Origin of the sequence: Lysinibacillus fusiformis (assembly GCF_002845985.1) — a bacterium.
In the GTDB taxonomy this organism is placed as follows: Bacteria; Bacillota; Bacilli; order Bacillales_A; family Planococcaceae; genus Lysinibacillus; species Lysinibacillus fusiformis_D.
In genome coordinates this window covers 136,880-158,394 of the sequence record NZ_PDFK01000009.1, presented here as the reverse complement: position 1 = coordinate 158,394, position 21,515 = coordinate 136,880, and the positions used below count along the sequence as shown (strand labels likewise).

The following is a 21,515-nucleotide window of genomic DNA, read 5'->3' as shown; positions in this document are numbered from 1 at the left end:
CGGCCCGTTGGTCAAGTGGTTAAGACACCGCCCTTTCACGGCGGTAACACGGGTTCGAATCCCGTACGGGTCATCAAGCATGTAGCACAAATATTGTGTTACATGCTTTTTCTTTTATCAATAAATGATACATTAGTAAAGAGTGAAAGCTACGAATCCGCTATCAATGGTTCAGTAGCTTTTTTACATGACTAATATTTTGTTTCTCCTTTCTATAAGATGTCGCCCACCTCTTTTCCTTCTTCATTCACAATATCTTCTAATCATGATTCGATTCATTATAAATTTGAACAAACTATTTCATATATGCAATATGTATGTTTTTTTATAGCTATTTTCGTGGTGCTTGTCGTTTTGTTCCTCTAATATGAGGATAAGTGGAGGAATCGAAATGAATATACAGGAGATCCAGCAATTTTTAAGTTTATATCAGACAGAACAAGATGAATCAGAGCGTTGGTTAGCGAATAGATTACAACAGATTAAGAATGCAGGTGAGTACGACCCAACAACAGAGGAGCTAGCTTTTGGTGCACGGGTGGCGTGGCGTAATAGTAACAAATGTATTGGTCGTCTGTTTTGGCAATCATTGCATGTAGTAGATGCACGTGCCGTTTTAGATGAACAGGATATTTTTCAAAAACTACTGGAGCATATCGATTATGCAACAAATAGTGGAAAAATCCGTCCAACAATAACAGTATTTGCTTCGAACAGAGTGCGTATATGGAATCATCAGCTAATTCGTTATGCAGGCTATGAAACGGAAGCTGGCGTTATTGGTGATGCACATTCTATTGTTTTTACTAAAGTATGTGAATCGTTAGGTTGGAAAAGTGAGAGGACACCATTCGATGTGTTACCTCTTGTTATACAAGTAGATGAGCGAGCTCCGCAGCTGTTTACAATTCCTGTAGAATATATTTTAGAGGTGCCAATTCGTCATCCAGAGTCAGTGGATGTAGAGAAATTAGGAATGAAATGGTATGCTGTACCCATTATTTCAAGTATGCGTTTTCAAATGGCAGGCATTGATTTTCAAGCCGCACCCTTTAATGGCTGGTATATGGGGACAGAAATCGGTGCACGTAATTTAGCAGATCATGACCGTTATAATATGCTACCAGCTATTGCGGGGGTTTTTAATCTTGATACAACCAAGCAAGCTTCACTTTGGCGTGATCGTGCATTAGTGGAGCTTAATATTGCTGTCCTTCATTCTTTCAAAGAACAAGGCGTGAGCATTGTCGATCATCATACAGCTGCTCAGCAGTTTAAATTGTTTGAAGAAGCAGAGGAATCAGCAGGACGAGACGTTACAGGCAACTGGACATGGCTAATCCCACCACTTTCGCCCGCAACGACTCATATTTTCCATAAGCCGTATGTCAATATTTATCATACACCCAATTATTTTTATCAAAAACCATGCTATTAACTGATTGTGGAGAGGACGAAACGCTATGTTGAATGAGCAAATTCCGAGTATCCCGTGGTTACAATTGACGACACCTTATGGAAGAGGAACGGCTATCCCTCAACTGATTGAACAGGAGCAATATATAGAGCTAGCTGAGTTAGTGGAGCATCAAGGTACACTATGGCAGGTCACACCATGGGCTTTGCTTGTCCTTCTAAAAAAGCTTGCTAGCAAAAATACGGGGGATGTCTCTGTACAAGAAGTAGAGCTTTATTTAGCTGTGGCACATGCAATTTCTGAAGATTATCTAGACCCATCCTATTCAGTTCAAACTATGCAGGAGCTGTTAGATGTCAAATATTTATGGATGGATCACGAAGAGAATGATGAGCTGGAATGGGAGGAGGAAACGCCAAAGGGTTATGAGCAGAAAGCTTTTGTAAGCTATTATTATTTTAGTTATATACTCTTACAAGAGGCTGTTCCTATTTTTGCAGCAGTTATAGCTCACAACAAAGAAACAGCGGACCGTCTTACTGAACTGCTAACCTTACTACAGCAATTGGACAAATAAAACGTCTATACCTATATAGAAGTAAAGCAGATGGGAAATATGAGCAGTTATCCCATCTGCTTTATTTTAATGGACATATTCGTCTTTAGAAGCTCTCATTGAGCAAAAGAAAAGAATGGTCGCCACAGCTACAAAGAGCCAACCAGCAATATTCCAGCCACCAAATAAATCATGTAAGTAGCCAAAAAGAATAGGGCCAATGGCGGCAAATAAATAACCTAATGATTGTGCAAAGCCTGATAAATCTGCTGCTTCAAATGCCGTGCGTGTACGAAGTGTAAAGAACATCATCGCTAAGGCAAATGAAGAACCTCCTGCTAAACCTAAAAGAATCATCCACAGTACCCCAAGACTTGTCCACTCCATGACAACTCCAGTAAAGCCTATTAAATAGAAGAATGTAAACATCACTACAAGAGGTCTTTGAGAAGCCATTTTACTTGCAATGATAGGCACAGCCAATGCCATTGGTACTTGTGAAAATTGCATGATAGAAAACATCCAACCAGCTTTGTCAGGAGCCAATCCCTGGGCGATGTAGATTTCGGGAATCCAAGCAGCAGTCGTATAAAATAATAAAGACTGTAATCCCATTGCACCTGTGACAGCCCAAGTAACAGGTGACTTCCATAAGGGTGTACTCGTCATTTTAGAGGTAGTGGCTGGCTCAGGTTTATTTGATTTCAATTGAGGTATCCAAATTAAAATCGTTACGACCACTAGTACAAGTGCAATGGACAGCGCTCCTTGCCAGCCAAATGATGAATTGGCTATAGGATAGCTAATACCTGCGCCAAGCCCAGCCGTTAAGTTCATCGACATAGTGAAAAATGCCATTAATAAACCAACATGGTATGGAAATTTTAATTTTAATAATCCTGGAATCAGCACATTTCCAAATGATATGGCTATGCCGATGAGTACAGTACCAAATACAAGTAACCCCGTTGTACCAAGGGAACGTAGAACAATCCCCAAGGCTAATAAAATAGTGGATAAAAATAGTGTTAGCTCAAGCCCTAGTTTGCGTGCTACAACGGGCGCAAATGGTGAGATGGTAGCAAAAGCGAGCAATGGAATCGTTGTTAGAAAGCCTGCAAGTACATTAGAAATACCAAGATCGTCACGGATAAATGATATAATAGGGCCAACAACAGTTAGTGGCATTCTTAATGTAGAGGCTATAAAGATAACTCCGAAGACTAAAAGTAAGGTTGTTCCCCTCCAGCTAATTTTTTTACTCGGAAAACTAGCGGAATGATCATTTGTAGTCAAAATAAATCCCCCTGTTCGTAACCGTTCTAATTGAACTACTATAACACTTTAACAAACTAATAAAAATAGTAGAAGATTCACAAAATACAGAACATTTATTGTTATATTGAAATGTCAAAGGTCTTATGCTAATATAATAAGCATCATAAATTTAATAATTATATGCCTCATGTTTGTATTGAGGTAGAGGTCGCGATATTTATAAGTATGCTAATGGAAATGACAAGCATTGATGAGATTAGCTGAAAGGGAATATTGCCGAAGTGTGAGGGGACTTGAAAACCTCATGCTGGGGCTGTCTCCGAAAGGAACAGAACTGTCACGTTTGCACAACGTGTTGAGCTATCATTTAGGAAAAACTGAGGATTAACTTAGCCATCACAGTGTATATGTGATGGCATTTTTTTGCCTCGTAAATAGGAAGGAAGCTATATCGTGAGTGAAATAAAAGTAAATCAGCTCGGACATAAAGCGCCAAAGCTGAAAAAAGAATTGAAAAGCCGTCATATCACAATGATTTCTTTAGGCGGTACAATTGGTACGGGACTATTTTTAGCCAGTGGTGGTGCCATTGCACAAGCTGGACCTGGTGGTGCATTGCTTGCCTACGCCCTAATCGGTATTATGGTGTACTTTTTAATGACAAGCTTAGGGGAAATGGCTGCCTATATGCCATCATCCGGTTCATTTAGTACGTATGCAACAAAATTTGTAGATCCAGCACTAGGCTTTGCATTAGGCTGGAACTATTGGTATAACTGGGCAATCACTATTGCAGCAGAAATTGCGGCAGTATCCTTAATTATGAAATATTGGTTCCCTGATAGTTCATCAGCCCTTTGGACAGTATTATTTATTGCTGTTGTACTGTCATTTAATTTACTTTCTGTAAAGAGCTATGGAGAAAGTGAATATTGGTTTGCGATGATTAAAGTAGTGACAGTCATTGTTTTTATTATTATCAGTTTATTAATGATTTTTGGTATTTTAGGTGGACAGGCGCCTGTAGGCTTTACTAATTTCTTTATTAGTGATGGACCATTTCACGGTGGCTTCCTAGCTACATTTGGAATTTTCCTAGCAGCCGGATTTTCATTCCAAGGAACAGAGTTACTTGGGATTACAGCAGGTGAAACAGACGATCCAGGAAAAAATATTCCAAAGGCTGTTAAATCCGTATTCTGGCGTATTCTTTTGTTTTATATTTTAGCAATTGGTGCAATCGGAATGTTGATTCCATTTACAGATGAACGCTTATTATCAGAAGATATCGCAGTATCACCGTTTACATTAGTGTTTGACCGCTTAGGTATTGCCTTTGCAGCTTCGTTAATGAATGCCATTATTTTAACGGCTATGCTGTCAGCTGGAAATTCAGGGCTTTATGCATCATCACGTATGCTATGGCAATTAGCAGTGGATGGACATGCGCCTAAGTTCTTCACAAAGCTAAGTCGTCGAGGAATACCAATTTATGCATTGATGGCAACATTAGCTGTAGGTTGCTTAGCTTTTTTAGCGTCTTTCTTTGGTGATGGCGTTGTTTATATTTGGCTATTAAACGCCTCTGGTATGTCTGGTTTTATTGCATGGCTCGGCATTGCCTTTAGTCATTATCGCTTCCGTCGTGCATTTGAGGCACAGGGCCTAGATCCAAAGCTATTACCTTATAGAGCAAAATTGTACCCGTTTGGACCACTATTTGCCTTTACTGTTTGTATGATTGTGGTCATTGGGCAAAATTACACGGCCTTTACGGGAGACCAAATTGATTGGTATGGGATATTAGTTTCTTATGTTGGAATCCCACTATTTTTACTGTTATGGTTTGGCTACAAAATCAAGCACAAAACAAAAATGCTTTCACTTCAAGAATGTGATTTAAAAGTGGAAGATTAAATAGTAGGGCTGTTCTGTAAACTAATGAATGATTGGTTTATGGGACAGCTTTTTATGTCTTAATCGTCGTTAACTAGCCATTCGAAAGTCGATGTCTAATCAAATAAAAAACAGGTACCCATTCTTGAACTGCCCCGTAATAGTTAGAAATCAAACTTTTACGGGGCAGTTCATCTCGAGTACCTGGCTTTTTATTATCCAAATATTGTTTCCCACAGTAAGTAAATATTCAATGTCACAACGATAACAACAACAAACCAACCTAAAAACGTTGTAATACGGTGATTGACTAAACTGCCCATGATGTTTCGTTTGCTTGTAAACATCACAAGAGGGACAAGAGCAAATGCAATACCGAAAGATAAAACGACCTGACTTAGAACGAGCGCATAGGTTGCATTCACGCCTGATGCAATAATGACTAGAGGCGGCACCATAGTAATCGCTCTACGTAAATAAAGTGGTATTTTTCTTTGAATGAATCCTTGCATGACTACATCACCTGCTAACGTCCCGACAGAGGAGCTAGCTAGCCCGGCAATAAGTAAACCAAGACCAAATGAAATAGCAGCCATGGGGCCGAGCGCATCTTTTAAGCCATTGTAGGCAACATCTAAATCTTCTACAACCACGCCTTGTGTGTGGAAGACTGCTGCAGCAATGATCAGCATGCTCATATTAATCGCCCCGGCAATAATCATAGCAATGATAATATCGATAAATTCAAAACGGAAAATACGTTTTTTTTCATTTTCATTCCGACCAACAATACGATTTTGCGTTAACGATGAATGTAAGTAAATAGCATGAGGCATGACAGTTGCTCCTAAAATACCTGTTGCTAATAATAGTGAATCTACACCTTCAAACTGTGGCGTGAACATGCCAATCGCTACATCGCCCCATTCTGGCTGTGCTAAAAATGTTTGGAAGGCAAATGCTAAGACAACAATTAACACCATGCCCGAAATACCAGCTTCAAAGGCTCTAAATCCTCTTCTTTGAAGTTCTAAAATAGCAAATGAACCAACTGCCGTAATTAATGCTGCGGGCAGCATAGGGATATTGAAGAGCAAGTAAAGCCCTAATGCTGCACCAATAAATTCAGCGAGATCTGTAGCAATGATGACCAATTCAGCCTGTATCCATAAAAAGATGGATGTTTTTTTAGAAAAATGCTCGCGTGCTACTTCAGGCAAGTTTTTACCTGTCGCAATTCCAAGCTTGGCAGATAAGGATTGAATTAACACGGCCATTAAATTAGAAAAGGCTATAACCCAAAGTAGCAGGTAGCCATATTGAGAGCCTGCTGTAATATTTGTAGCAAAATTACCAGGATCGATATAGGCGACGGCTGCAATAAATGCAGGTCCTAAAAATGGTAAAAAGCGTCGCCAACCTTTTATATCTCCATCTAAAACCGCCTCGGCAGACGATTTTGTGACTCGTTTGTAAACCATATTGTTCCCTCGTTTCAAAAAGTATCATTAACGAAATAAAGTTTCCTATAGGAAAATAAGATATTAGTATTCTAACGCTAGGAATCAAAAAAGTGAAGTGGTTTGCTTTAAGTTTCTATAAGTATGTGCCATTCTCATCATTTTCTAATTAGACTTTCACCACCAGCATCGTTTACGATGAAAAGAAAAGATGAAGGACGGATTCGACATGACCAATCGAATTTTAATTATAGAAGATGAAGAAAATATTGCGAGAGTGCTACAGCTTGAGCTTCAATTTGAAGGCTTTGAGGCGGAAATGGCTCATACAGGGACAGATGGTTTGCTTCGTTACCGTGAACAGCCATGGGATTTGATCCTACTTGATGTCATGCTGCCTGAGATGAGTGGCATTGATGTGCTAAAGCGGATTCGTGCAACGGAATCCCAGACACCTGTTATTATGCTTACTGCCAAAAGTGAGGTGGAGGATAAAGTAAAAGGATTGGATTTAGGAGCCAATGATTATGTGACAAAGCCGTTTGAAATTGAAGAATTGCTGGCGCGTATTCGCAATGCTTTACGATTTTCACAAAAGGCTAGTTCAAAACAAGTTGCCCTTGCATTTGGACACTTATCGATAAACGAGCAAACAAGAGAGGTCGTATATTTTAATAAAGATATTCAACTGACACCTCGTGAATATGATTTATTGTTCTATTTACTAAAGCATCCTAAACAAGTACTGACTAGGGAACAGCTACTAGAGGCTGTATGGGGCTATGACTATTATGGGGATACAAATGTTGTGGATGTCTATATTCGCTATGTACGACAAAAGCTTGAAGCTGCTAATGCAACGCCTATTATCCAAACAGTTCGTGGAGTTGGCTATGTGTTGAAGGAACATCGTGATGAGACTTAAAACAAAAATTCATCTACTTACAACATTGCTGATGCTAGTAATATTAGTGGCCACAAACAGTGGAATTTATTTATTGTATGAGAAATCTGCCTATGATACGGAATATCATCAGCTTCAAACACGTGCCAATGATTTAAGCTCCACATTCAGTCAGTTAAATGCTCAAACTAACCTACAGCAAGTATTAAGAGCCTATATGCCGACAGATGGTGCCGTCTACATTTATGATGGAGAGCGTTTAAAAACAAAGGTTCAGGCTACCCTTGACATGCCAGAAGGCCCTTCCATTACCTATACAATGCCTGCTATTTGGATAGACGGAACGGTTGTGGATATCACATTACAGCAATCCATGGAAGAAGTGGAACGGACATTAAGTTTGCTAAAGGTTATATTGATTATTGTATCTGTTATTGCAACGATTCCTATTTTCTTAGCAAGCCTAGTACTTGGGCGACTTATTTTATTACCGCTAGAACGTTTAAATGAGACTATGCGAAAAAGTGCATCGACAGGAAAATATGAAAAAATGGATATACCAGTAAAAGGTGGGGATGAGTTAACAAACATTAACCGTACTTTTAATATGATGATGGAAAAGCTTGAACAGCATTATCGAAAGCAAGAAGAATTTGTATCGAATGCTTCCCATGAATTGAAGACACCCATTACGGTTATTGAAAGCTATACAAAATTACTGCTCAGAAGAGGTTTTGACAATCGGGAAGTTGCACAGGAATCATTACTAGCTATTGCCAATGAATCATCACGCATGCATGAAATGGTGCTGCAATTGCTAGAACTAGCTAAAAATAATGAGCATCTGGACATTCATTTTGAACAGCTAGAGCTTGCGCCGTTCTTGAATAAAGTGGCTTCCCAAATGCAGCATGCGTATCATCGAGCATTTATAGTTGATGTGAAGAAGCCAAGTTTTGTTTATAGTGATGAAAAAATATTAAAGCAACTACTCTTTATTTTGCTGGATAACGCTAGGAAATATAGTGAGGATGAAGTGCATATTCTCGCAACAGAAACAGCTAATCATGTATGCATTACCATCCAAGATTTTGGTATTGGTATTCCAGCGGAGCATATTCCACATTTGTTTGAGCGATTTTATCGTGTAACAGGAGATCGTAACCGTAAGACAGGTGGTTCTGGGCTAGGACTTGCCATAGCGCATGGGCTTGCAGAACAATTGGGGATAATGATGGATGTAAAAAGTACAATTGGAGAAGGGTCAAGCTTTACCTTATGTATACCAAAGGAGGGACAACAATGAGAAAGTGGCTGTTGATGATTGTTGTGATTGTCCTTCTCGGTAGCGGAACGTTTTGGTTTATTCAAACGCGTTATTTTCAAGTCGAGCCTCTTAGCGAAGCGGAGGCCATTCGCCATGTTGAAACAATCTATAAAGGTCATGTTACTCAGGTGAAGAAACAAGGAAAAACCTATGAAATGCTCTTTACGCGAGATCATATCAAGTATGGAGCTGTGCTCGATGCTACGACACAACAGGTGACTGATTTAAAAATAAAAGAAGGACAAAGTAAATTACTGTTAACAGAAAAGCAAATCAGGCAGATGGTTAAACAGGAATATGGAGATGTAGAAAGTGTTATGTTAACAGATTCCATTTATACAGTGCGAGTTAAAAAAGATAGCAAGCAAAAAGAAATCACACTTGATGGCTATTCCGGTGAAGTATTATCGGAGAAAATGGTGGAGCCACAAGAACAATCTGTAGAAGGGCCTATTATTACTGAGCAGCAAGCTGTTCAAATAGCACTGGAGCAATTGAAGGGAGAGGTGGATTCAGTCGATTTTGAAGAAACCTCAGAGGGTGGTTACTATTTAGTTGAAATTGAAACACAGGATGACGAAGCCACTTTTCAAATTCATGCCGTTTCAGGAAAGGTTCTGTCTGTTACATGGGATGACGAACAATAAATCACTTCTCATGAAATTCTAATGTTCCTCTTATAGTTCTATCATCTTCGCTTGCTAAGCTAAGAATAGATAAAACAAAGGAGAGATGAATATGAAAAAAATAATTATGATTCCAGCATTGGTAGTTACTCTTGGGGTTGGAGCAGCAATTGGCTCGACAACTTTATTATCAGGAAATGCGCAAGAAAATAAGGTATTAACAATGCAGCAGATTGAGAAGAAAGCATTAGCAATAGTTGATGGGACTGTTGCGGATATCGAATTTGATCAAAATCAATTTCGCTCTATTTACGAAGTAGAGGTGCATACCGAGACAGCGGAATATGATTTAAAATTTGATGCTTATACGGGAAAATTACTGAAGCAGAAAAAAGAGCGTCGAGATGACGATGATTGGGATAATTACATTTCTGTTAGCACGCCAACAGCGAAAATTATTACAAAAGAACAGGCTATCGAAACAGCCTTAACGAAAGCAAAAGGTACCGTGACAAAAATTAAGCTGGATGATGGCTTATATGAAATAGAATTGAAAGATGGTCAGTATGAATATGAAGTAGATGTGGATGCAATGACAGGGAACATTGTTGATTTTGAACAAGATATGGAAGACTAAAAGAGCGAGCTGTCTTAAAAGTAGAGCATACTTTTAAGACAGTTTTTTGTTGTAGCGAGAGTATTGGCAGCAATGACGAGTATTAACATATGCTCGAAAAAAGTCTATGTTTTTCACTCGTGAAAATGAAAAATTTTCTTCTTTACTTTTTCAATCAGCAGGCGTAATATGACATCATTATAAAAGTTTCAAATTTCTAAATCGCTGAAGCAACTAAACGCGGGGGAACCAATTTTGATGTATGGCATAAGCCATTCTTGGGGTGAATCTCTTCCATTTGGAGGGGTAGGGCTACTCAGGCCCGAATCCGACAGCTAACCTCGTAAGCGTTAAGAGCAGAAAAGTGGAGCTTGGCAGACGGATGAACGTCTACAAGTCTTATTTAGTGATGACTTGTAGACGTTTTTTGATGTTATTTAGAGAGGCGAAACACATTCTATGAAACTAGAAGGTGTTTATCAATGAAATCCTCATTCAAACGTTATGTAATCGGCAAACCATTAAGATCCGATGAGTTAGGGGAACAAAAGCTTAGTAAAGCAAAGGCATTGGCAATCTTATCGTCCGATGCTTTGTCTTCAGTAGCCTATGGACCAGAACAAATTTTAATTGTTCTTATGACAGTGGGCACACTTGCCCTTTGGTATTCTTTACCGATTGCCGTTGGAGTGGTCGTTCTGCTTGTGGCACTGATTTTATCTTATCGTCAGGTTATTTTTGCTTATCCACATGGTGGTGGCGCTTATGTAGTATCGCGAGAAAATTTAGGAGTGAATGCAGGTCTTGTAGCTGGAGGCTCTTTGCTTGTTGATTATATTTTAACAGTAGCAGTTAGTGTTTCAGCAGGTACAGATGCTATTACATCGGCATTTCCAAGCCTTCATCCATACAATGTACCCATTGCTATCGTTTTTGTGATTTTCTTAACAATTTTAAACCTACGAGGTGTAACAGAGTCAGCCTCTATCTTGGCATACCCAGTCTATCTATTTGTAGGCGTTATGCTCTTGTTAATTGGGATTGGGCTCTATCAGGTTACAACTGGTCAGGTGCCAGCAGAGCTGCATCCAAAGGTTGGTACACCAGTGGCAGGGATTAGCTTATTTATTTTATTAAAGGCATTTGCCTCAGGTAGCTCAGCGTTAACCGGGGTAGAAGCTATTTCTAATGCTATTCCTAATTTTAGAAATCCTGCTCCTAATAATGCAGCAAAAACACTTTTAGCGATGGGCGCCATTTTAGCTGTTTTATTTATTGGTATTGTAAGTTTAGCTTATTTTTATGGGATTGCCCCAACGGCAGAGGCAACAGTAGTTTCCCAACTGGCAGAAGCTAGTGTTGGTCGGAATTTCCTTTATTATATTGTACAGGGGACTACGGCAATGATTTTAGTACTTGCCGCAAACACAGGGTATTCAGCCTTTCCATTGCTTGCTGTAAATTTATCGAAGGATGGTTTTATCCCAAGAATATTCCAAATTCGTGGAGATCGTCTTGGTTATTCAAATGGCATCATGATGCTAGGTGTTGCGGCCATTGTCTTAATTATTCTTTTTGATGGAGCCACAGAGCATTTAATTCCGCTATATGCAGTTGGGGTATTTATTCCGTTTACATTAGCGCAAACGGGAATGATGCGAAAATGGTGGCGCGAAAAACCTAAAGGTTGGGTAGCAAAATTTTCTATCAATACAATTGGAGCAGCGATCTCTTTCATTGTAGCTATGATGTTCTTTGTGACAAAAATGCCCCAAGTATGGCCAGTGTTCGTCTTTTTACCAATCATTATTTTTGTATTTCATCGGATTAAGCACCATTATCAAGCCGTTGGAGAACAATTGAGATTGAATCAGGAGGAGCTGACTACTATTGAGGGAAATGTGTTCATTGTGCCAGTCGCTGGTATAACAAAGGTAGTTGAAAACTCTCTTCATTATGCTAAATCACTTAAGGTGGATAAAGTGATCGCCTTTTATGTAGCTTTCGATCAAGCAGAAGCAAAAGCTTTTGAAGAGAAGTGGAACGCATGGCAACCTGATGTACGGTTAGTGACTTACTATTCACCATATCGTAGCATTACACAGCCATTGATGAAATTTATTGATAAAGTAGAGCACCATTGTACTAAAACAAATCATAAAGTGACGGTTGTGATTCCTCAATTTCTACCGAAAAAAGGGTGGCATCATATGCTACACAACCAATCGAGTCTACTCATTCGTACGACACTGTTATTTCACAGAAATGTCGTCATTATGACAGTCCCTTTTCATTTATCAAAATAATGCTAGCAAGCTAGAAAATAGTCTGTTATAATCAGTACGTTGATTGAAAACACGAACGTTTGCAATTGAAAAGTTGCGAAATACCATTAAATTCCGAAAAATCAAACTTTATTTCGTAAAAGTTATAGGTTCTTGCCGAATAAAGTGATAAATTGGATATTCTGATAGTTTCATACAAATCCACTCATATAATAGCGAGAATAGGGCTCGCAAGTTTCTACCGATTTACCGTAAATAAATCGACTATGGGTAGCAATGCTTTTAGAGAACTTCAATTATAATGATGTTTTCTATTCGTTTCGACGTTTTTACGCTGAATGCTTTGCTCCACTCGTAGCTGAATGGAAACAAGGTATTTAGCGTTTTTTATTACTCTGAAAGAAAGAAGGATATAAAAGAAATGAAGTTATTACAAGACAAAATTATGCAAGAGGGTAAAGTATTATCTTCATCCGTATTAAAAGTTGATTCATTTTTAAACCATCAAATTGATCCAATGTTAATGAAGGAAATTGGTCATGAATTCGCAAACCGTTTCTCTGATCAAGTGATTACAAAGATTTTAACAATAGAATCTTCAGGTATTGCACCATCTGTTATGTTAGGGTTAGAAATTGGCGCGCCTGTCGTGTTTGCTCGTAAACGCAAATCGTTAACACTTTCAGATAACCTTTATTCATCAAAGGTACATTCGTTTACAAAAAATGAAACAAATGAGATCTCTGTATCACGTAATTTCTTAAATGAGGACGATAATATTTTAATTGTTGATGATTTCTTAGCAAATGGTGAAGCTGTCAAAGGCTTACTAGATATTGCTGCACAAGCTGGTGCGCATGTTGTGGGTGTGGGCATCGTTATTGAAAAGGGCTTCCAAGATGGTGGAAAATTATTGCGTGAGCAGGGAGTTCGCGTTGAGTCATTAGCGATTGTAGACTCTCTTGAAGATGGCAATGTAACATTTGCTACGGAGGCTCGCTCGTAATGAATACCTTTAAATCAACTGCGCTAGCGATTCAACATTTACTTGCGATGTATGCTGGAGCCATTTTAGTGCCACTGATTATTGGTGGAGCAATTGGCTTTGATTCAACACAAATGACGTATTTAGTAGCAATTGATATTATGATGTGCGGGATTGCAACACTTTTACAGGTATATTCAGGTAAATTCATCGGGATTGGCTTACCTGTAGTACTTGGCTGTACATTCACAGCAGTAAGTCCAATTATTGCGATCGGCACCAATCCAGAGCAAGGTATTACAGATATTTATGGTTCTATTATTGCCTCTGGTGTAATTGTAATGATTATTGCGGGCTTCTTCGGCAAGCTTGTGAAATTCTTCCCTCCAGTAGTAACTGGATCCGTTGTTTCGATTATCGGTATTTCCTTATTACCAGTAGCTTTAAACAATATGGCAGGTGGACAAGGTGCTGAGGATTTTGCTTCTGCTTCTAATGTGGCATTAGCGTTTATTACATTAATCATTATTTTAATCGTGTATCGTTTTTCTACAGGTTTTGTTCGTGCGATTTCTATTCTGATTGGATTAGTAGTAGGTACCGTTTTAGGTGCATTCATGGACAAAGTGGATTTCACGCCAGTAGCGGATGCTAATGTATTTCACATGGTACAACCTTTCTACTTTGGCATGCCAACATTTGATGTAACGGCAATTATCACCATGACACTTGTAGCAATGGTATCTTTAGTAGAGTCATCTGGTGTCTATTTTGCACTAAGTGATATTTGTAATAAAAAATTAGATTCAAAGGATTTAGCTCGCGGCTATCGTTCAGAAGGTCTAGCTTCAGTAATCGGTGGTATTTTCAATGCCTTCCCTTACACAACATTCTCACAAAACGTGGGACTAACACGTATGTCAGGCGTTAAGGACCGTAAAGTCATTTATATCACAGGTGGTTTACTAGTAGCACTTGGCTTCCTACCAAAAATCGCTGCATTAACAACGATTATTCCAACGTCTGTACTAGGTGCTGCCATGCTTGCGATGTTCGGTATGGTCATTACACAAGGTATGGGGATGCTTGTACCAGTTATGAACGAATCAGCAGAAAATGCGATGATTGCTGCTATTGCAGTAAGCTTAGGGGTTGGTGTATCAGTGGTTCCTGGCATTTTTGATGCACTACCAGAAAAAGTTTCTATTTTAACATCAAACGGTATCGTCTGTGGTTCTGTCACAGCGATTATCCTTAATATTTTATTCAATATGATTGGGCCGAAGCATAAGCAAGACCCGATGCATGGTGAAGTATAAAGGGAAAATTAAATAACTTTCATCTAAATACCCCACATGTTTTGATGAAAAGAACGTTGTAAAGTCGCCTATCTTTTGGCTATTAATTTAGTTGAAAGTAGGTGGCTTTTTTGTATGCGTAAAAGATTATTCTTTAGAAGAACAAGCTAAATTGAAATTCAGGTTATTAAGTTTTTTCTTATTTTTATTCTGCCAAAAAGGGGAAAGAAGTTAGAAAAGTATACTTCATAACTTATGATGAGCACTATATATTTTTTGTTCAATGGTTAGAGCTCTTGAATATAAAATAACTAAAGAAATGAAATAGTAGTCGCAAAATTGACATCAGACGTATTCGGAAGAAATTTAACTTTTTGTAATTGGATTAATTTGATATATGAATTAATTGTGAAAATTGGGAAAAAAGTAATATTTACCATTTATGTAAAATGGATTATAATAATATTTGTAATACATATTATGAAAATGGAGGTATTAATTTACATGTTAAAAAAACTTATATTAGGTGCAACAACAGTAGGATTGTCTTTAGGGATTGTTGCCAATGCAAATGCAGAAGAACCTATTGAAACTAATTTACCACATCAAGGGAATACAGTGATTAGCATAGATCTTCCTATTACTACTTTTAGTAATCAAATATATGAAAGAGTTTTTGAGCTGTATCCTAAAAGCCAGTATCAGATGGCAGCAGATACTCCTAAAACAAAATTTGTGTATAAACAACTAAATAATGGAAATAAATACGGAGGAACACTAAGCAAAGAAACCACAACCATTGAACACGGTGGCGTAAATGGTGACTATTGGAAAGTCTGGTATTCTGGTATGCTATCAAGATATCTTGATTAGTTTTTAGTAAGAGGCTGGGACAAAACTAGCTGATATTCAAGATAAAAGGGAAATCGATGTTGTTCGATTTCCCTTTTTACTTATTTGACTAAGTTTTTTGATTTTCTTTACCTCATTTCTTGATTAATGGCAATATATTTCCGAACTGCCATTAATGCTAAACGTATTTCGTTTTCAACCTTCGATTTTCCTCGTATTAAAAACCGAATGGAACTCAAATTAGCCTTTAAGAATCCAAAAACTGGGTCCGCATCGACTTTGCGTTTTCGATAGATGGCACTCGTTTTCTCTTCCGAAAGCTTGACTCTAACATATTCTTTTTGCTGTTTCCATTTTTCATTCACCATGATTTTCTAATTGGTGCCTTCCTTTGCTTTTGTACAAGATGAACGGAATGAACATCCTAAACAGTCTTCTCATGAACGTACGTTGAAAGCATGTACAATATTCCGTACAGATGGATATTCCAATTCTAGACGTTTCTGATGTTGGGTTATGTCCCAGTCTCTTTTTGATCGTATTCATAATATTGTGAGTGACCTGAAGTAATAACATCCTATTTTCGAAAATTAAGCTATAAAAATGTGACATTTCATGCTAATGGATTATGGAGCTGGCGAGAGTCGAGATTTTCACCCTCCATTTCCTATCATTTCTGAACATTGTTTTTTACAATTAAATAAAAAATCCTTTTAGCAGTCTAGTACTTACTTCAAGATAATATGGAAATACGCTAAATTTATTTTTATTGATACTTGTATCAATAGCACTACTTTCCCTTGTTTACATATAATCATCATTATTAATTATTTTACTCACTTTAAAATGATTTTTTCTTTCGAATCTGTTTCATACCATTGGTCAAACAAGAACCACTTTCCAAAAATATATAAATTTGTGTCTAAGTGCGATTAACATATCTCATAAGCAATACTTAGGTAGTATTATATCGCGCAATTAGTTTAGAAGAGCACTTTTAAAGCAATGCCATCTGCAATGTTTAAAATTAGGTTATAAGGGGAATTTAAAAATGAGGATGGTTTTTAATAGAATGTAATTCTCTCTTTCAACATACACTTATATATAACTACTCTGAGAAAGGTCTAGTACAAATGCAAAGTATCGTTTTAATATTAATTCTTCAATTAGTTTATGTACCTTTTTTAACATTGCGAACAATATTTTTGGTAAAGAATATCACGTTCCTTGCTGCGATATTTGGTATGCTGGAGATGTTAGTGTATGTATTTGGCCTTTCACTCGTTTTTAGTGGGAAGCAAAGCATGTTATCTATGGTTGTCTATGCAGTTGGATTTGGATTAGGTATATTTTTAGGAGCAAAAATAGAACGTAAGCTAGCGATAGGCTATGTTTATACAACCATTAATACGCAAAATAAGAATGAAGAGCTTGTGAAATTTCTTCGTAACGAAGGGTTTGCAGTCACGATTTATATCGGAGAAGGGCGAGATAGTAATCGCTATAAATATGAAATTTTAACGAAGAGAAATCGTGAAGGGGAGCTCTTTCAAATAGTAGAGCAATTTGAGCCGAATGCCTTTATTATCTCGTATGAGCCTAAATCATTTAAGGGCGGCTTTTTGCTTGCTCGTATGAAGGCTAAGCAAAAATAATTTAATAAGGAAGGACCTCTGCTAAATGCCGAGGTCCCTTTTTTAGGATGTTAATTAAATTTTGTTTCTACCCAGTCTTTAAATAAACTAAAGTCTGTGTAGACAATTTCCTTGTAGCTCATGGCTTGTAAAATTGTATGCTCTATAAATACATCACGCTCTTTGCCGATCGCTTTTAAAATCTCCTCCTCGCTGTGATAGGTAAAAACATGAGAATAATCGATATCAGCTCGTGCATGTATTTTAGCAGCAATTTTCCCCATAAGTGATGTTGTAGTAAAGTAATCCTCTACATCCTTATAGTTTTTAGGCTTAATCTTCTTTTTATAAGGAGAACGTTCACGAATATAAAATTCCTGTCCATTCATCGTGATAAAGGCTAAATGTGGGTCCTCTAAATGGTGCATAGCTTTTTGAGTTCCGACTACACGTGCTCCCTGATGCTCATAATGAGCCCAAAATAGTTCCTGATAAGGGAGGAAGTAGGCAGGAATTGCTGTACGTACCTCTTTCATTTCTAACACTAAATCCTCGACTCCTGACGCACCTTTTTCGTCTTCCACTAAAATATAGTAACGTTTTAAACCGATAGAAGCTGTACCAGAGCCATACTTATAAGCTATGTCCCTAATTTTATATGTAGATAGTGCGTTTGAAATGGCGCTGTATTCTTCACTAGTAACAGGTTGAATTTCTTCATTCCATAAGAAGGCACGCTGACCATCCTCATTTACATACGAAATATCCTGTAAAAAATGAGATCGCTGGCGTTTATCAAGCTTTTTCAATAATCTCTTTGCTGGTCCCTTTGTATTGTCCTTTGTGAACATCAAGGTTAAAGGATTATCCTGCTTACGCTGGAATCGTTTTAGCTGATCTATGTAGCTACGGAGAAAATACTGAATAGCCGTTTCCTGAGTTGTCTTATGTAAGCCTTGTTCTTCTAAATAGAGCGCAATACTGACGCTCATGCGAATAATATCGTATAAATAAGAGCCGACATAGCCCTCATCGAAATCATTAACATCAAAAACAATCTCGCCTGCCTCATTTTGAAAAGCACCGAAGTTATCCATATGCATATCACCTTGAATCCAAGTTGGTTTTCTATCAGGAGTATGGAAGATTGAGGCGGATTTTGTCATATCAAAATAAAATAGATAGGCACTTCCACGGAAAAAGCGAAATGGGCTTTCAAGCATTTTACGGTATTTTTCCAAGCGCTGTCCCTCTGTTAAACTCATTCGTTGAACATCAAATTCTTCAAAGATTGTTTCTAATTGTTCTTGTCTTAAAAAAGTTCTAGTATGTTTAACTTGTTCCAATAAAGCATGCTCCATACAATAATCCCCTTTGTTAAATCAAAATTTACCTGTATATACGAAAAATAATTGAATAGGTTTCGAAGAAATTTAGCAAATGTTCTCGATAAAAATGGTTATACATCTAAGGGTATTTCATAACATGTTCGATAACCTATTTTCATACTATAAGACATGCTTAATCACGGAGGGGGGTTATATGTATTTCTTTACAAAAGGTCTTGTCATTATAGTAGGAAGTATTTCATTGTCGTTAGGAATTAATTTATTTTTAACGCCATATGAAATTTTAGATGGGGGAGTAGTAGGGTTAGCGCTTATATTACATTATCTATATAAGCTCAAAATCGGTTTAATGATCATTATTATTAGTATTCCTATTTTTATTATTGCTTGGTTTAAATATAGAGCCTATTTTTACAATAGTATACACGGCTTAATAGCATCTTCCGTAATTATTGATTTGTTAAAGCCTGTGCGAAATCTTGTCCAAATGGATGCGCTTTACAGTGCCATTTTGGGAGGTATACTTGTTGGCTTCGGCATTGGTCTGATGCTGCGTTTTCAGACAAGCACAGGGGGGACAGACTTAATCGCTCAATTTATCTGTGACAAGACAGGTATTAATGTTGGAATATTAATATTTTTTATTGACTCCATTGTTATTGTTATAGGAGGCTTCCTACTATCCACATCGACCTTCCTATTATCCATTATTACCGTATTGGTAGTAGGCATTACGACAAGCGTTATTACTAGTCGAAGTCGAGTATCAGGAACGTAAAAATAGTCCCAGTATAAAACTGAAACTATTTTGGCGTCTGATTATCAAGTGTTTTCATTAGCTTCTTTTTAGGATGTGCTGGTTTGATCTCTGCAATGAGTATAGCTAGTAAAATAAGTACTGCACCTACGACCATGCGACTTGTTAAGATTTCATGCAAAAAGATGACGGATAACACCATACCGAAAAAGGATTCAGTCGATAGGATAATCGCAGCTTTAGTAGCAGTTGTATATTGATTGGCTACATTTTGGAAGAGGTAAGCAATTGTCGTAGAAAAAATACCTAGGTAAATAATCGAATAGATTGCTTCTTTTTCGAGTGATGTCGGGATATCCCCTTGGCTAATGACGACTAGAACACCTATAAAGGATGCCGTCAGAAATTGAATAATGGTAAGAGCAATGGCATCTTCTTTTTGAACAAAAAGATTAGTATAAAAGATATCAAAGGCAAAAGCAACGGCACATGCTAGAGAAAGTGCATCCCCAACATTCATTGTTAATGAGCCTTGTAGTGATAAAAAGCCGATTCCTGCGATCGCAATTAGAGAACCAATGATTTCATAGCCGTCAATGCGGCGTTTATAAACCGCATAGGCTATTAAAGGAACAATAATAACATTCACTGCGGTTAAAAAGGCATTTTTAGACGGTGTTGTATATTGGAGTCCAACGGTTTGAAGGGCGAATGCTATATACAGAATTGTACCTAATAAAGCTCCCTTCCAAATAACAGATTTCGAAGCTTTTTTTAATCGAGAACCAAATAAAACCAATAATATAATGGAAGCTAATAAAAATCTACCAGCCATCACTTGATAAGCTGTTAAATATTCTAAGGCAATAGCCGTTATAACAAATCCACTACCCCACACGATTGCAGTAATCAATAGCATGCCATCAGCTATGTAAGTTTTCATGTTTTCTTCCTCCTGACTTCAATAGAATAGCATAGGAGTGAGGAAAAGAATTTGATTTTATTTCTAAATATTCAGGCGTTTTTTTGTACTTATTCCAAAGCGATTACTCAAAACCTACCTTGCTATGTAATAAGTACAATTTAACGGCTGCAGCTAAGTGTTCATAAAAAACATAATCATTATCTGTCGGTGCTACTAAATGACGTATTTTAGCCATACGATAGCGAATTGTATTTGGATGACAAAATTGTGCTACGGCAACTTCCTTAATATTTCCTTTTTTTACGATATAGGTTATGGCAGTTTCCATTAAATCGGGATCAGCCTTATCATCAAGTAAAGGAGCTAAAAAAGAAGTAACATAATCCATTGCAAATATAGGATCTTTACGATACAACTCAATTAATAAACGATCCGATGCGAGATGCTTATAATGAAGGCTAGGCAGCATGTCAATCTCAGCTAATATACTAGCAAAGAAGGCTTCGCGTAAAGCAGTAGGAAAGCCAGTTTGAGTATCGTAGCTACTGCTATAGCCAAAAGTGATCTTTTCCGTTGGGATGGCATATAATGCTAACCATTCATGTAACACCTTGTCAAATTGAAACAGCTGGGATGGATGTGTCATGATGATAAAAAGGCTCTGCTTATAGGAACAAATCAGACCTGATTTAAGTAGTGGCTCTAACGAAAAAATAGCATGCATCCAGTTATGGTGAGATGTGTCACTTGCTCGTAAAGTTGCTACAAAAACATATTTTTCAAAGGGTCTATTGAGCTGCTGTAAAATGGATTTGATTTGCTCTTGTGTAATATCTTCCTCCATTAATCTCCGTAAGATCGTTTCTAAAAAGAATGAATAATCCTGTGTTTTAGCGTAGGCCATTGTTTCTAAAATAATCTTCTCAAAAAACTCATCTCCACCAAATCTTAAAATAGGAAAATCTTGTTCCTCTGCATAAGTCAAAACCTCTTCAGGTAAATCTCTGAAAATAACAGGCTTATAAGCTAAGGCACTCGCCCCGAGCTCCACTAGATTTTTTACTGCATTTAATAAATACTCAGGCTTTTGTTTGGCAAATAATAAACTACTTAATACAACGCTGTTGGGTGTGAAAATTGTATCTCGCACATGGGGTATGTCTGGTGAAAATTCAAAGTCTAAAATCTCTACATTTTGAACAGCTTTATGCAAACCGTTGTGGCCAGCGACAACAGTGAAATTCTTTGTAATGGGTAATTGTAAAAAATTTTCTACATTCATAAACGGACCATTGCCTTTCTTGTAGTAAGGTACTAACTTCTATTATAAATTTACTTGTTCATAAAAAA

Annotated in this window: 18 protein-coding genes, 1 tRNA gene, 1 pseudogene and 3 riboswitches; of the genes and pseudogenes, 14 read left to right on the top strand and 6 right to left on the bottom strand. The window is 37.5% G+C overall.

What is annotated here, in order from left to right; translation table 11 throughout:
- Position 1 precedes the first annotated feature (1 nt).
- The 3 genes from CRI88_RS20515 (at position 2) to CRI88_RS20505 (ending at position 1,994) form a co-directional block, all read left to right on the top strand.
- Positions 2-73, top strand: a tRNA-Glu gene (locus CRI88_RS20515).
- Positions 74-391: 318 nt separating this feature from the next.
- Positions 392-1,438, top strand: a complete 1,047-nt coding sequence (locus CRI88_RS20510) for a nitric oxide synthase oxygenase (RefSeq protein WP_058845204.1) — start codon at positions 392-394, stop codon at positions 1,436-1,438.
- A gap of 25 nt (positions 1,439-1,463) precedes the next feature.
- Complete coding sequence (locus CRI88_RS20505) at positions 1,464-1,994, top strand: hypothetical protein (RefSeq protein ID WP_058845205.1); 531 nt, start codon at positions 1,464-1,466, stop codon at positions 1,992-1,994.
- A 66-nt stretch (positions 1,995-2,060) separates the two neighbouring features.
- Here the strand turns inward: CRI88_RS20505 and CRI88_RS20500 are convergent, their stop codons facing one another.
- A complete protein-coding gene (locus CRI88_RS20500; protein ID WP_058845206.1) occupies positions 2,061-3,269 on the bottom strand; it encodes a CynX/NimT family MFS transporter in 1,209 nt (402 codons plus the stop codon).
- 176 nt (positions 3,270-3,445) lie between these two features.
- Positions 3,446-3,622, top strand: a riboswitch (Lysine riboswitch).
- Positions 3,623-3,704: 82 nt separating this feature from the next.
- Here CRI88_RS20500 and CRI88_RS20495 point away from each other — a divergent pair.
- Positions 3,705-5,168, top strand: a complete 1,464-nt coding sequence (locus CRI88_RS20495; protein ID WP_036122023.1) for an amino acid permease — start codon at positions 3,705-3,707, stop codon at positions 5,166-5,168.
- Positions 5,169-5,362: 194 nt separating this feature from the next.
- Here the strand turns inward: CRI88_RS20495 and CRI88_RS20490 are convergent, their stop codons facing one another.
- Entirely contained in the window at positions 5,363-6,628 is a 1,266-nt protein-coding gene (locus CRI88_RS20490) for an Nramp family divalent metal transporter (protein ID WP_036122019.1), read from the bottom strand.
- 208 nt (positions 6,629-6,836) lie between these two features.
- Here CRI88_RS20490 and CRI88_RS20485 point away from each other — a divergent pair, with 208 nt between their 5' ends.
- From CRI88_RS20485 to CRI88_RS20450, 8 genes are all read left to right on the top strand, one after another.
- The gene (locus CRI88_RS20485) at positions 6,837-7,532 is read left to right on the top strand and encodes a response regulator transcription factor (protein WP_089934923.1); all 696 of its coding nucleotides are present in this window, start codon (positions 6,837-6,839) and stop codon (positions 7,530-7,532) included.
- Positions 7,522-8,817: a sensor histidine kinase gene (locus CRI88_RS20480; protein ID WP_089934925.1), complete on the top strand. Its 1,296-nt coding sequence runs from the start codon at positions 7,522-7,524 to the stop codon at positions 8,815-8,817. Before CRI88_RS20485 ends, CRI88_RS20480 begins: the two co-directional genes overlap by 11 nt.
- Positions 8,814-9,485: a PepSY domain-containing protein gene (locus tag CRI88_RS20475; protein WP_089934927.1), complete on the top strand. Its 672-nt coding sequence runs from the start codon at positions 8,814-8,816 to the stop codon at positions 9,483-9,485. The genes CRI88_RS20480 and CRI88_RS20475 overlap by 4 nt, the downstream gene beginning before the upstream one ends.
- Positions 9,486-9,576: 91 nt before the next feature.
- Positions 9,577-10,101, top strand: coding sequence for a PepSY domain-containing protein (locus CRI88_RS20470; RefSeq protein WP_089934929.1), 525 nt, complete (start codon positions 9,577-9,579; stop codon positions 10,099-10,101).
- A gap of 192 nt (positions 10,102-10,293) precedes the next feature.
- Positions 10,294-10,444, top strand: a riboswitch (cyclic di-AMP (ydaO/yuaA leader).
- Between the two features lie 118 nt (positions 10,445-10,562).
- Positions 10,563-12,386 (top strand): APC family permease, encoded by a 1,824-nt coding sequence (locus CRI88_RS20465; RefSeq protein ID WP_058845211.1) that lies wholly within the window; start codon positions 10,563-10,565, stop codon positions 12,384-12,386.
- A 164-nt stretch (positions 12,387-12,550) separates the two neighbouring features.
- Positions 12,551-12,652: riboswitch (purine riboswitch) on the top strand.
- Between the two features lie 134 nt (positions 12,653-12,786).
- The gene (locus CRI88_RS20460) at positions 12,787-13,371 is read left to right on the top strand and encodes a xanthine phosphoribosyltransferase (protein ID WP_101966985.1); all 585 of its coding nucleotides are present in this window, start codon (positions 12,787-12,789) and stop codon (positions 13,369-13,371) included.
- Positions 13,371-14,669, top strand: a complete 1,299-nt coding sequence (locus tag CRI88_RS20455; protein ID WP_036121997.1) for a nucleobase:cation symporter-2 family protein — start codon at positions 13,371-13,373, stop codon at positions 14,667-14,669. The genes CRI88_RS20460 and CRI88_RS20455 overlap by 1 nt, the downstream gene beginning before the upstream one ends.
- 483 nt (positions 14,670-15,152) lie before the next feature.
- Positions 15,153-15,521 carry a hypothetical protein gene (locus CRI88_RS20450; protein WP_101966984.1) on the top strand — a complete coding sequence of 123 codons (369 nt, stop codon included), beginning with the start codon at positions 15,153-15,155 and terminating at the stop codon, positions 15,519-15,521.
- A gap of 128 nt (positions 15,522-15,649) precedes the next feature.
- Here the strand turns inward: CRI88_RS20450 and CRI88_RS23055 are convergent.
- Positions 15,650-15,937, bottom strand: a pseudogene (locus CRI88_RS23055) (transposase); the annotation flags it as partial.
- A gap of 696 nt (positions 15,938-16,633) precedes the next feature.
- Here CRI88_RS23055 and CRI88_RS20440 point away from each other — a divergent pair.
- The gene (locus CRI88_RS20440) at positions 16,634-17,155 is read left to right on the top strand and encodes a DUF2179 domain-containing protein (protein WP_004227692.1); all 522 of its coding nucleotides are present in this window, start codon (positions 16,634-16,636) and stop codon (positions 17,153-17,155) included.
- Between the two features lie 50 nt (positions 17,156-17,205).
- Here CRI88_RS20440 and CRI88_RS20435 read toward each other — a convergent pair whose 3' ends face one another.
- Entirely contained in the window at positions 17,206-18,495 is a 1,290-nt protein-coding gene (locus tag CRI88_RS20435; RefSeq protein ID WP_036121994.1) for a DUF2252 domain-containing protein, read from the bottom strand.
- A gap of 181 nt (positions 18,496-18,676) precedes the next feature.
- Here CRI88_RS20435 and CRI88_RS20430 point away from each other — a divergent pair, with 181 nt between their 5' ends.
- Positions 18,677-19,261: a YitT family protein gene (locus CRI88_RS20430; RefSeq protein WP_058845215.1), complete on the top strand. Its 585-nt coding sequence runs from the start codon at positions 18,677-18,679 to the stop codon at positions 19,259-19,261.
- A gap of 25 nt (positions 19,262-19,286) precedes the next feature.
- Here the strand turns inward: CRI88_RS20430 and CRI88_RS20425 are convergent, their stop codons facing one another.
- Entirely contained in the window at positions 19,287-20,183 is an 897-nt protein-coding gene (locus CRI88_RS20425; protein WP_058845216.1) for a DMT family transporter, read from the bottom strand.
- Positions 20,184-20,286: 103 nt separating this feature from the next.
- Positions 20,287-21,447: a PucR family transcriptional regulator gene (locus tag CRI88_RS20420; RefSeq protein ID WP_089934934.1), complete on the bottom strand. Its 1,161-nt coding sequence runs from the start codon at positions 21,445-21,447 to the stop codon at positions 20,287-20,289.
- Positions 21,448-21,515: the final 68 nt, after the last annotated feature.